Origin of the sequence: Lutibacter sp. TH_r2, assembly GCF_033101135.1 — a bacterium.
In the GTDB taxonomy this organism is placed as follows: domain Bacteria; phylum Bacteroidota; class Bacteroidia; order Flavobacteriales; family Flavobacteriaceae; genus Lutibacter.
The window spans coordinates 114,231-126,838 of the sequence record NZ_JAWMPV010000002.1; the positions used below are offsets into that span (position 1 = coordinate 114,231).

The 12,608-nt window shown below is 30.5% G+C and carries 11 protein-coding genes; 5 read left to right on the forward strand and 6 right to left on the reverse strand.

The features are described from left to right. The first annotated feature begins 142 nt into the window (after positions 1-142). From dnaK to R3X25_RS07930, 5 genes are all read left to right on the forward strand, one after another. A complete protein-coding gene (gene dnaK / locus R3X25_RS07910) occupies positions 143-2,056 on the forward strand; it encodes a molecular chaperone DnaK (protein WP_317673629.1) in 1,914 nt (637 codons plus the stop codon). Between the two features lie 134 nt (positions 2,057-2,190). After that, entirely contained in the window at positions 2,191-3,345 is a 1,155-nt protein-coding gene (locus R3X25_RS07915; RefSeq protein ID WP_317673631.1) for an endonuclease/exonuclease/phosphatase family protein, read from the forward strand. A 33-nt stretch (positions 3,346-3,378) separates the two neighbouring features. Next, the gene (locus R3X25_RS07920) at positions 3,379-4,329 is read left to right on the forward strand and encodes a nitronate monooxygenase (RefSeq protein WP_317673633.1); all 951 of its coding nucleotides are present in this window, start codon (positions 3,379-3,381) and stop codon (positions 4,327-4,329) included. A gap of 35 nt (positions 4,330-4,364) precedes the next feature. After that, the gene (locus tag R3X25_RS07925; RefSeq protein ID WP_317673635.1) at positions 4,365-4,889 is read left to right on the forward strand and encodes a hypothetical protein; all 525 of its coding nucleotides are present in this window, start codon (positions 4,365-4,367) and stop codon (positions 4,887-4,889) included. Positions 4,890-4,934: 45 nt separating this feature from the next. Continuing rightward, positions 4,935-6,215 (forward strand): NAD(P)/FAD-dependent oxidoreductase, encoded by a 1,281-nt coding sequence (locus R3X25_RS07930; protein ID WP_317673637.1) that lies wholly within the window; start codon positions 4,935-4,937, stop codon positions 6,213-6,215. Here R3X25_RS07930 and R3X25_RS07935 read toward each other — a convergent pair. The 6 genes from R3X25_RS07935 to R3X25_RS07960 all read right to left on the reverse strand — a co-directional run bounded on the left by R3X25_RS07935 (position 6,207) and on the right by R3X25_RS07960 (position 12,473). Then, entirely contained in the window at positions 6,207-7,103 is an 897-nt protein-coding gene (locus tag R3X25_RS07935; protein WP_317673639.1) for a TIGR01777 family oxidoreductase, read from the reverse strand. The two genes, R3X25_RS07930 and R3X25_RS07935, sit on opposite strands and share 9 nt — an antisense overlap. A gap of 62 nt (positions 7,104-7,165) precedes the next feature. Then, positions 7,166-7,735 carry a 2-oxoacid:acceptor oxidoreductase family protein gene (locus tag R3X25_RS07940; protein WP_317673641.1) on the reverse strand — a complete coding sequence of 190 codons (570 nt, stop codon included), beginning with the start codon at positions 7,733-7,735 and terminating at the stop codon, positions 7,166-7,168. 6 nt (positions 7,736-7,741) lie between these two features. Further along, positions 7,742-8,515, reverse strand: a complete 774-nt coding sequence (locus tag R3X25_RS07945) for a thiamine pyrophosphate-dependent enzyme (protein WP_317673643.1) — start codon at positions 8,513-8,515, stop codon at positions 7,742-7,744. Further along, the gene (locus R3X25_RS07950) at positions 8,469-9,593 is read right to left on the reverse strand and encodes a 3-methyl-2-oxobutanoate dehydrogenase subunit VorB (protein WP_317673645.1); all 1,125 of its coding nucleotides are present in this window, start codon (positions 9,591-9,593) and stop codon (positions 8,469-8,471) included. The genes R3X25_RS07945 and R3X25_RS07950 overlap by 47 nt, the downstream gene beginning before the upstream one ends. 14 nt (positions 9,594-9,607) lie before the next feature. Then, a complete protein-coding gene (locus tag R3X25_RS07955) occupies positions 9,608-9,838 on the reverse strand; it encodes a ferredoxin family protein (protein WP_317673647.1) in 231 nt (76 codons plus the stop codon). Between the two features lie 190 nt (positions 9,839-10,028). Further along, positions 10,029-12,473, reverse strand: a complete 2,445-nt coding sequence (locus R3X25_RS07960) for a thiamine pyrophosphate-dependent enzyme (protein ID WP_411556576.1) — start codon at positions 12,471-12,473, stop codon at positions 10,029-10,031. Positions 12,474-12,608 lie beyond the last annotated feature (135 nt).

Consider the following 12,608-nt stretch of genomic DNA (forward strand, 5'->3'; position numbering starts at 1 on the left):
ATTTGTTTAAAAATGACATTTAATTCAGATTGCAAACCTAATTATGACAACTTGACATATATTTTTTTAATGGCATAACTATTGACTATTTGTTGATGTAAGTTTAAAAAGATTTAAAAACAAAAAAAATAAATATATAATTATGAGTAAAATTATAGGAATAGATTTAGGAACTACCAACTCTTGTGTTTCTGTAATGGAAGGGAATGAGCCAGTGGTAATCCCTAATGCAGAAGGTAAAAGAACAACTCCATCAATAGTTGCATTTATTGAAGGAGGAGAACGTAAAGTTGGAGATCCTGCTAAAAGACAAGCAGTAACAAATCCATTAAAAACCATTTATTCAATTAAACGTTTTATGGGTAACAAATATTCTGAATCTAAAATGGAAGCAGAACGTGTACCTTATAAAGTTGTTAAAGGTGATAATGATACACCAAGAGTTGATATTGATGGTAGATTGTACACACCTCAAGAAATTTCAGCAATGGTACTTCAAAAAATGAAGAAAACTGCGGAAGATTATTTAGGAACTGAAGTTTCTGAAGCTGTTGTAACAGTTCCTGCATATTTTAACGATGCACAACGTCAAGCAACTAAAGAAGCTGGTGAAATTGCAGGTTTAAAAGTAAGCCGTATTATTAACGAGCCTACCGCAGCAGCATTAGCTTATGGAATGGATAAAAAAGGTGAAGACCAAAAAATAGTTGTTTTTGACTTTGGAGGTGGAACACATGATGTATCTATTTTAGAGTTAGGAGACGGTGTTTTTGAAGTATTAGCTACAGATGGTGATACGCATTTAGGTGGTGATGATGTTGACCAAAAAATTATTGATTGGTTAGCTGATGAGTTTAAAGCTGATGAAAATATGGATTTACGTCAAGATCCAATGGCTTTACAACGTTTAAAAGAAGCTGCTGAAAAAGCAAAGATTGAGTTATCATCTTCTGCTTCAACAGAAATTAACTTACCTTATGTTACAGCTACAGCTAGTGGACCAAAACACTTGGTAAGAACTTTATCTAAAGCTAAATTTGAACAATTAATTGACGATTTAATTAAAAGAACTATTGAGCCATGTAAAACTGCATTAAACAATGCTGGTTTATCAACAGGAGATATTGATGAAATTATTTTAGTTGGTGGTTCAACACGTATTCCTGCAGTACAAGAAGCTGTAGAAAAATTCTTTGGAAAAGCGCCTTCAAAAGGTGTAAATCCAGATGAGGTTGTTGCAATTGGAGCAGCTATTCAAGGTGGAGTTTTAACAGGTGATGTAAAAGATGTATTATTATTAGATGTTACTCCATTATCTTTAGGTATTGAAACTATGGGTAATGTTATGACAAAGTTGATTGATGCAAATACTACCATTCCTACAAAAAAATCACAAGTATTCTCAACAGCTGCAGATAACCAACCATCAGTAGATATTCACGTGTTACAAGGTGAAAGAGCTATGGCTGCGGATAACAAAACAATTGGACGTTTCCAATTAACTGATATTCCACCTGCGCAAAGAGGAGTTCCTCAAATTGAAGTAACTTTTGATATTGATGCAAACGGTATTATTCATGTAACAGCTTCTGATAAAGCTACAGGAAAATCTCAAAACATTAAAATTGAAGCTTCTTCAGGTTTATCTGATGCTGAAATTGAAAAAATGAAAGCTGACGCTGATGCAAATGCTGAAGCTGATAAAGCTGCTAAAGAAACTGCTGAAAAAATTAATGGAGCAGATTCTATGATTTTCCAAACAGAAAAGCAATTAAAAGAGTTTGGGGATAAATTATCAGCAGATAAAAAAGGACCAATTGAAGCTGCTTTAGCAGAGTTGAAAAAAGCACACGAATCTAAAGATTTAGCTCAAATTGATGCTGCAATGGAGAAAATTAACGAAGCTTGGAAAGTTGCAAGTGAAGAAATGTACAAAGCGCAACAAGAAGGTGAAGCTCAAGGTGCTCCAACTGGAGATGCTCAAAGCAATGGTCAACCTAAAAGTGAAGGTGACAATGTAGAAGATGTTGATTTTGAAGAGGTAAAAGAAGACTAATAATTTTCTTCTTTTTTAAAATAAATTTAAAGCTGTTTAGAAGTGAAAACTTTTAGACAGTTTTTTTTATGCTTACTATTGAATTTATTTGTAATTTAATAAGGTAATAATTATCAACCATAAATCTAGAACTTATGAGATATTACCAATTAAAAAAAGATATTAAAAGTGATAAACGAGAATTTGTTGTCAATAATTTATTAGAACTTAAAAATGCGATAAAAGATAAAGTTCCTAAAAAAAGCTTGGATAAAAATTTATTGATTGCAACTTGGAACATTCGCGATTTTGATTCGAATAAATTTAACCATGGTCCGCGCTTGAAAGAATCCTATTTTTACATTGCTCAAATGGTTTCAGAATTCGATTTAATTGCAGTACAAGAAGTAAATAAAAATTTAAAAGCACTTTATAAATTAATGTATTTATTAGGTGATAAATGGAATTATATAACAACTGATGTAACTGCTGGCGCAAGTGGAAATCAAGAACGTATGACCTTTATTTATGATACTAGAAGAGTTTCATTTAAAAATGTAGCAGGAGAAGTTGTGCTTCCACAAACAAGTTTAATTCAAGGCGATATACAATTTGCACGAACTCCTTTTATGGTTTCTTTTCAATCTGGTTGGACAAAATTTAGTTTATGTACAGTTCATATTTATTTTGGAGCAGATTCTGGAGTAAAATTAGTTAGAAGGCAAGAAGAAATTGCAGGAATTGCTAAATTCTTAAAAAAGAAGGCAGATAGCGATAAGGAAACATTAATGGTTTTGGGAGATTTTAATATTGTAGATCACGAGCATAAAACTATGGAAGCATTACTCGACAATGGTTTTAAAATTCCAGAACAAATCCGTAAAAAACCAGAAGGTACAAATACGTTTCAAACAAAATATTACGATCAAATTGGGATACGCTCTAAATCTGGATTTTTTCAATTAGGTGAAGAAGATAATAGCGCAGGTACTTTTAATTTTTTTAACCATGTATTTAGAGAAAATCAGTTTGAAGATTATAAACCTGAAGTAATAAAAACATTAGCTAAACAACTAAAAAGAAAGGAAAAAGAGTTAGTTAAATTGCAAGGAAAAGAAACTCCAAATACTGAAGACATAGATAAGCTAACTAATGCAATTGCAGATTTAAAAGCAATGATATTAAATGATAATGAATTGTTTGAATATTATTATAAAACATGGAAAACATTTCAAATATCAGATCATTTACCAATGTGGGTTGAAATAAAAGTAGATCATAGTGAGGACTACTTGAAAGGTATCTATTAAGTATATTCCCTATATTTGGAAAAATCCTAAAAAATGAAGACTACTAAATTAAGTGAGTTACTCAATATAACATATCCAATTATACAAGCTCCAATGTTTTTGGTTTCAAATACAAACATGGTAATTGAAGCTATGAAAAGTGGTATAGCTGGTTGTATTCCTGCTTTAAATTATAGAACTTTAGAAGAGTTAAGAGCTGCGCTTAAAAAATTAAAAGCCGCAAAAGTTAAAGGTGGTTCGTATGGATTTAACTTAATTGTAAATAAGTCAAATATTAAATATAAAGAACAATTAAGGGTTATTTGTGAAGAAGGAGCCGATTTTATAATTACATCATTAGGAAGTCCAGAAGATACAATTAATGAAGCTCACAAAGTTGGGATTAAAGTATTTTGTGATGTGGTTGATTTAAAATTTGCTAAAAAGGTTGAAAATTTAGGTGCAGATGCAATTATTGCTGTAAATAATGAAGCTGGAGGACATAGAGGAGGTTCTTCACCAGAAGTATTAATACCTAATTTAGTTGAAAATTGTAACATACCAATAATTTCAGCTGGTGGAGTAGGCTGTAGAGCTGATATTGATAGAATGTTAAGTTATGGAGCTGAAGGCGTTTCTGTTGGAAGTCCGTTTATAGCATCAATTGAAGCGGGCGTAACAGATGAATACAAGCAGGCTTGTGTTGAGTATGGCGAAAAAGATATTGTTATGACAGAGCGTATTTCTGGAACACCATGTACCGTTATTAATACACCTTACGTTCAAAAAATAGGAACAAAGCAAACTTGGATAGAACGTGTTTTAAACAAAAATAAGAAACTAAAAAAATGGGTAAAAATGATTCGTTTTTCAATAGGAATGAATGCTACCAAAAATGCAGCTACTAAAGCAACTTATAAAACAGTTTGGGTTGCAGGACCAAGTATTGAACATACTAAAAAGGTTTTACCAGTAAAGGATGTAGTTTTAAAACTAATTAATTAATACTTTTGATACTTAAAAAGTAATTATAGTTTAATTTGAAAAGCTACAACAAATTTAATTTCCATAAACATTCTTATTGTGAGTTTGAAATAGTTCAAGAAGACTTTTTTAAAGAAAATAAAATTCATTATAAAAGTAAATCTGGGAGCTTGTATTTTTATACAAAGCAAGGAGTGTATCGTTATTCAAATCATTGGGGAAGAGTTGGAAATTGTAGATGGAAAATAAGTGGAGTAGAGCATTATAAAAATCAAAATTACTATGTTGGTTATGCAAATTGGTTCGATTTTTTTCCTTTAAATTCATTAGAAAAAGAATTTTATATACAGGTTTTTGAAAACGGAACTTCTAAAATTATTAAAAGAAAGGAAAGTACTACTACTTTTTTTTTAATGACATTAGACAATGCTTTTAAAAGACAAAAAGAAATAAAATCCCTATTTAAAAATAATAATTGGGCAAAGTATTTAAATGATGATGTTGAAGTTGTAAGTGAAATACTGATAAAAAAATTAATAAGTTCCAATTCAACACTTCAAGAATTAAAAAGAAGCCTTTAATAATCTATTAGTATTTGTACATTTGTATACTACTAAATAAAAAATATGAATATACCTCAAACAAGTTTTCCTAGAGTTGTAATTATTGGTGGTGGATTTGCAGGATTAGCTGTTGCTAAAGAATTAAAAAATTTGGAACTTCAGGTTGTTTTATTAGATAAACATAATTACCATACATTTCAACCCTTATTGTACCAGGTTGCTACTGGAGGTTTAGAGCCTGATAGTATTGCTTTTCCATTACGTAAAACTATAAACGATTTAGAAAATTATTTTTTTAGATTAACAAAGGTAATAGAAGTGCTTCCAGAAAAAAACAAAGTGAATACTACAATTGGAACATTAGAATATGATTATTTAGTAATAGCAACAGGTTCTGAAACCAATTACTTTGGAAATAAAAATATTGAAAAATATGGAATGGAAATGAAATCTATTCCACAATCGTTAAATATTAGAAGTTTAATTATAGAAAATTTTGAAGAAGCTTTACTTGAAACAGATTTAGAAAAAAGAAAAGCGCTTATGAACTTTGTTATTGTTGGTGGAGGTCCAACAGGCGTAGAGTTAGCTGGTGCTTTGGCTGAAATGAAAAAAGGAATACTACCTAAAGATTATCCAGATTTAGATATTAGAACAATGCAAATAAATGTTATTCAAAGTTCTAATAGATTACTAAAAGGAATGAGTAAAAAAGCTTCAGAAAAAGCTGAAGATTTTCTAATAAAATTAGGAGTCAATGTTTGGAAAAACCTACGTGTTTTGGATTACGATGGTTTAAATGTAAAAACTAATGGTGAAGATCAATTTAAAGCTGTTACTCTAATTTGGGCTGCTGGAGTTAAAGGAGCTACAATTAAAGGTTTAAAAGAAGAATGTATAATTGATAGACCTTGTAGATTTAAGGTAGATGAGTTTAGTAGAGTTAATGAATGTGAAAATATTTTTGCAATTGGTGATGTTGCTAGTATGGAATCAGAAAAATACCCATACGGTCATTCCATGATGGCACAACCTGCAATACAGCAAGGTAAACATTTAGCAAAAAACATTATTAAAATTATAGAAAACAAAGAGATAAAACCTTTTGTGTATAAAGATAAAGGTTCAATGGCAACTATTGGTAGAAATAAAGCCGTAGTAGATTTACCAAACTGGAAATTTCAAGGTGTTTTTGCTTGGTTTGTATGGATGTTTGTTCATTTATTTTCGTTAATTGGGTTTCGAAATAAAGCTGTGGTATTTTTAAATTGGGTTTATAATTATATTAGATTTGATAGAGAAACTAGACTAATAATTAGGCCATATAAAAACACGTTAAAGTAAATTTTTTAGCGCAGAATTTACAGTTGTATATTTAAAACTAAAACCTGTTTTTTCTATTTTTTTAGATGAAACTCTACTTCCTTCTAATAGAATAATAGCCATTTTACCAAAAATTAGTTTTAACATAAATGATGGAACAGCTGGAAGTATTATTTTTTTATTTAAAATAGCTGCAATTTTTAAAGTAAGCTCTTTATTTGTTATATGTTCTGGGGCTGCAGCATTGTAAATACCTATTATGTTTTTATTAGTTATAGCTTCAACATACATAGTACATAAATCATCAATATGAATCCATGGCATGTATTGTTTACCAGTTCCTAAAACTGCTCCAATTCCTTTTTTTATAGGGTTTATTATTTTTTCTAGCGCACCACCTTTTTCAGAAAAAACAACACTAGTTCTTAAAACTACTGTTCTAATATTATTTTTTTGAAATTTAAAAGACTCTTTTTCCCAAACTTTACAAATTTCAGCCAAAAAATCTGATCCTGGAATATCTTCTTCATTATAAATTTTGTTTGAAGTAATAGCGCCATAATAACCAATACCAGATGCTGCAATAAACCCTTTTAGGTTGGGATTTAATTCTTTTACTTTTTTTAATAATAATTGAGTAGAATTTACTCTACTATTCACTAATATTTCCTTTCTTTTTGCTGTCCAACGTTTATCAGCAATTCCAGCTCCAGCTAAATGAATTATATAGTCTGCTTGTTTAATAGCTTTTTCTTCTATAATTCCTTCAGAAATATTCCAATAAAAAACGTTTAAATCTTCAGATTTACGTCTGCTTAAAATAGTGACCTTGAAGCCTAGTAAAATTAATTTTTGTTGTAAAGTTTTACCTATAAGTCCTGTGCCTCCAGTAATTAAAATTGTTTTCATAAAAAAATCGGTTAAAGTAAATATAGCACTTTTAACCGATTTTTATTATGTATAATCAGAATTTAACTTTGAAGAATAGAATCTTCAACTATATATTTTTTTGCATTGTTCATACCAACTTCAATGGCTTCTTCATTTAAAGGAATTAAATGATGATAACGTTCTGGTAACGATTTTTTTAAACCATCTATAACATTTTCTAATTCAACAATAGGTTTAATTTTTAAATATGCACCTAAAACTAGCATATTAAAAATTTTAGTATTACCCATTTCCAATGCTAATTTATTAGCTTGAATTTGGTAGATATTAATATCTTTTCTAGTTGGATGTTGATGAATTCCGTTTGGTTCATATAGTAATAAACCTCCTGGTTTCACTGTTTCTTCAAACTTATCCATACTTTGCTGATTTAAAATAATGGCAGTATCAAAAACTTTTAAGTATGGTGAACTTATTCTGTTATCACTTAAAATAACAGTAACATTTGCAGTTCCTCCACGCATTTCAGGTCCATAAGAAGGCATCCAGCTAACTTCCTGATTGTGCATTATGCCAGAATATGCTAAAATTTTTCCCATTGATAGTACACCTTGACCACCAAAACCTGCTATAATAATTTCTTCTGTCATAACCTATTATTTTAATTTTCCATTAACTTTAATATCACCAAGTGGAAAGTATGGGAACATGTGTTCTTCCATCCAAACATTTGCTTCGTTTGGAGTCATTTTCCAACCTGAATTACAATTTGAAACAATTTCAATAAAAGAAATACCTTTTTTTAATCGTGTATTTTCAAATGCTTTTCTAATAGCTTTTTTTGCTTTTCTAACATGTTTATGTGTGTGCACAGCATGGCGAGTAGCGTAATAAACACCTGGTAAATTAGAAATTAATTCTGTCATTTTTATAGGCATTCCCATAGTTTTAGCATCTCTACCGTAAGGCGATGTTGAAGACATCATTCCTTCTAACGTAGTAGGTGCCATTTGTCCACCAGTCATTCCATAAATACCATTATTAATAAAAATAATTACAATATTTTCTCCTCTATTACAAGCATGAATAGTTTCTGCAGTACCAATAGCTGCTAAATCTCCATCACCTTGATAGGTGAAAACATATTTTTCTGGCCAGACTCTAGCTATAGCAGTAGCAACTGCTGGAGCTCTACCGTGTGCAGCTTGTGTCATATCAATATTCATAAAGTCATAAGCAAGTACAGAACAACCTACAGGTGCAACACCAATAGTATCTTCAACTATGCCCATTTCTTCAATTACTTCCATAGTAATACTATGTGCAGTACCATGACCACAACCAGGACAATACGATAAGGTTGTATCGGTCAATAATTGTGTTTTACAGAATACTTGATTCTCGGGTTTTATGATGTCTAATACTTCCATTTTTTATAATTTTTTGTTCTAAAGCTTCTAATACTTCTTCAGGTGTATGAATAATTCCACCTGTTCTACCAAAATGCTCTACTGGAACTTTGTGTTCAACTGCTAATTTTACGTCTTCAACCATTTGACCAGCATTTAATTCAACGCTTAAAATACCTTTTACTTGGTCTGCTAATTCAAATAATTGTTGTTTTGGATAAGGAAATAATGTAATTGGACGTAATAAACCAATTTTTATGCCTTTTTCTCTACCTAATTCTAAAGCTTTTTGAGCTATACGTGCACTAGAACCATAGGCTACAAATAAATAATCAGCATCGTCACACATTATTTTTTCGTATCGAAGATCTTCTTCTTCCATACGTTTATATTTTGCCATTAATCTATGAACTCTAGCTTCCATTTTTTCAGAAACTAGATCTAATGAAGTTATAATATTACGTTCTCTATTTGTTTTTCCGGTAGTTGCCCAACTATCGTAACGTTTTATAACTTCTTCATCGGTTAAACGTTCTTGTTGATCTTTTAGTTCAACTTTCTCCATCATTTGACCAATAAGACCATCCGAAAGAATTAACACAGGAGCTCTGTATTTAAAAGCAATATCAAAAGCATCTTCAACAAAATCTGACATTTCTTGTACTGAAGATGGAGCTAATACGTATAAATGATAATCTCCGTGTCCACCACCTTTTACAGATTGAAAATAATCTGCCTGTGAAGGTTGGATTGTTCCTAAACCTGGACCACCACGAACAACATTTACAATTACAGCAGGTAATTCTGCACCAGCTATATAAGAGATTCCTTCTTGTTTTAATGAAATTCCAGGACTAGAAGAGGAGGTCATTACCTTTTTTCCAGTACTTGCAGCTCCATAGACCATGTTTATAGCTGCAATTTCACTTTCAGCCTGAAGTACAACCATACCAGTTCTTTTTTCTGGTTGTTCACTCATTAAATATTCAATAACTTCAGATTGTGGTGTAATTGGGTAACCAAAGTATGCATCAACACCTGCTCTAATAGCAGCTTCAGCTAATGCCTCGTTACCTTTCATTAATTTTAATTCTGACATAATTAGTTAATTTTTTAATCTGAAACTTTTACTCTGTATACTGTAATTGCTCTATCAGGACAAACTATTGCACAATTTGTGCATCCTGTACATGCTTCAGGGTTTTTCATATAGGCATAATGGTAACCTTTTCTGTTTACTTCTTGCGTCATTCCAATTACATCTTCAGGGCAAACAGGAATACAAACCTCACAGCCTTTACATTTTTCTGTATCTACTACGATAGCACCTTTTACTTTTGCCATTATTATAATTTTTTATGTGAATAAACTACTCTAATTCAAGTATTCTCAAATTTAAAACGTTTTCGTTGAATAAAATATGATTTAAATCATTTTACTGATATTTGTCATAAAATAATTGTGGTAGTAAGCAAAAAAAAGTGCCATAATTGGCACTTTTATTGAGTTTTATAAAGTTTGTAACAATGGTTTCTTAATATAATTTTTTATATTTTGAAGGTTGTACTTCTCTCATAATATTATAGATAGTTTCAAAAATATCTTCAGCGTTAGGTTTTGAAAAATAATCACCATCAGTACCATAAGCTGGCCTGTGAGCTTTTGCAGTTAATGTTGAAGGTTTACTATCTAAATATTGATATGCATTTTGGTTCTCTAAAATTTCGTTTAATAAATATGAAGAAGCACCACCCGGAACATCTTCATCTACAATTAATAATCGATTTGTTTTTTGAATACTTTTTACAACATCATGATTTATATCAAAAGGAAGAAGTGATTGTGCATCAATAATTTCAATATTAATACCAACTTGATTTAGGTTTGGAACTATATCTTCAACAATTTTTAAAGTTGAACCGTATGATAGCACAGTTAAGTCTGTTCCTTCTTTTACAGTTTCTACAACTCCAATAGGTGTTTTAAATTCTCCAAAATTGTTAGGTGCTTTTTCTTTTAATCGGTAACCGTTTAGATTTTCAACAATTAAGGCTGGCTCATCACTCTCTAATAAAGTGTTATAAAATCCGGCAGCTTTTGTCATATTTCTAGGAACTAGTACATGCATTCCTCTTAATAAATGTATAATTGCTCCCATTGGAGAACCTGAATGCCATATACCTTCTAATCTATGTCCACGTGTGCGGACAATAAGTGGAGCTTTTTGTTTTCCTGCACTTCTATAATGAAGTGAGGCTAAATCATCACTTAAAATTTGTATAGCATATAATAAATAATCTAAATATTGAATTTCGGCAATAGGGCGTAAACCACGTAAAGCTAAACCAATACCTTGTCCAATAATTGTAGCTTCTCTAATTCCTGTATCAGCAACTCTTAATTTTCCATATTTTTCTTGAAGTCCAACTAAACCTTGATTTACATCACCAATGTTTCCGGCGTCTTCACCAAATATAAAAAGGTTTTTATGTTTAGCAAATAGTGTGTCAAAATTATCTTTAATAATAATTCTTCCATCAACTAAATCAGCATTTTGATTATAAGTTGGTAGAACTTCTTGTACTAATTGAGCTTTACTTTCAGTTTCACTGTATAAGTGAGAACTGTATTTTGGTTGTTCAGTTTTAAAATAGTGTTGAATCCAATTTTGAAGTTGTTTTTTTTCTATAGACTCTTCATTTCTAACGTATACTAGAGCTTTTCTAGCGGTAGAAAGTAAATCTTTTCTTAAAGCATCTACAGTACTATCTAATTCATTTTTTAATTTAAAAATAAACTGTTTGTTACTACTTTTATCGGCCAAATTAGATAGGATGATAAGTAGTTTTTTCTTTTGTTCTTTTATTGGATTTATAAAAGCTTTCCAAGCAGTTTTTTTAGCTTGTATAACTTCTTTTTTTGCGTCTTTTTCTATTCTAATTAATTCTTCTTCTGATTCAATAAATTTTAATGAATTTCCTTTTTCATCTGTTAAATCAAATTCAATAATCCAATCGCGCATTTTAGCAATACAATCGTGTTGTTTTTCCCATAATAAACGCTCTTTTGACTTGTAACGTTCGTGAGATCCAGAAGTTGAGTGACCTTGTGGTTGTGTTAATTCTTCAACGTGTATTAATACAGGCGTATGCTCTACACGAGCTATTTCTGCAGCTTTATTGTATACATTTATTAAGGTAGCATAATCCCAACCTTTAACTTTTAGTATTTCATAACCATTATTGTCTTTATCACGTTGAAAACCTTTTAATACTTCAGAAATATTTTCTTTAGTAGTTTGGTATTTAGCTGGAACAGAAATTCCATAAGCATCATCCCAAATACTAATTATAAAAGGAACTTGTAAAACACCAGCAGCGTTTATAGTTTCAAAAAATACACCTTCACTAGTACTTGCGTTACCTATAGTTCCCCAAGAAATTTCATTTCCATTATTTGAGAATTTAGAATTTTTAATTTCAGGAAGGTTTCTGTACAATTTAGAAGCTTTTGCAATTCCTAACATTCTTGGCATTTGACCAGCGGTAGGAGAGATGTCGCATGTTGAATTGTATTGTTCAGTTAGATTTTTAAATTTTCCATTTTCATCTAAACTATGTGTTGTGTAATGTCCACCCATTTGGCGCCCAGCAGACATTGGATCGGCATCTATATTTGGATTTGCATATAAAGCTGAAAAAAAATGTTGAGGTGTTAGTTCACCAATAGCCATCATAAAGGTTTGATCTCGATAATAGCCAGATCTAAAATCACCTTTTTTAAATGCTTTTGCCATAGCTAATTGAGGAATTTCTTTTCCGTCTCCAAATATTCCAAATTTAGCTTTTCCGGTTAATACTTCTCTTCGTCCTAATAAACTACATTCTCTACTTAATACAGCAATTTTGTAATCCTGTAATACTTCTTTTTTAAATTCTGAAAATGATAGTTGTTGTTGAGAAGAAGAAGTTTTTTCCATCATAAAAACATTGTTTTTTAGCTTTGCAAAAGTACAAATTTTAAGTGGTTAATAAAAATCAATTATTAATTAGACTTTTAACTAGATTTTCTTTAAGAATATAGTAGGTTTACTCTTTATTTGAAAATAAGAAGT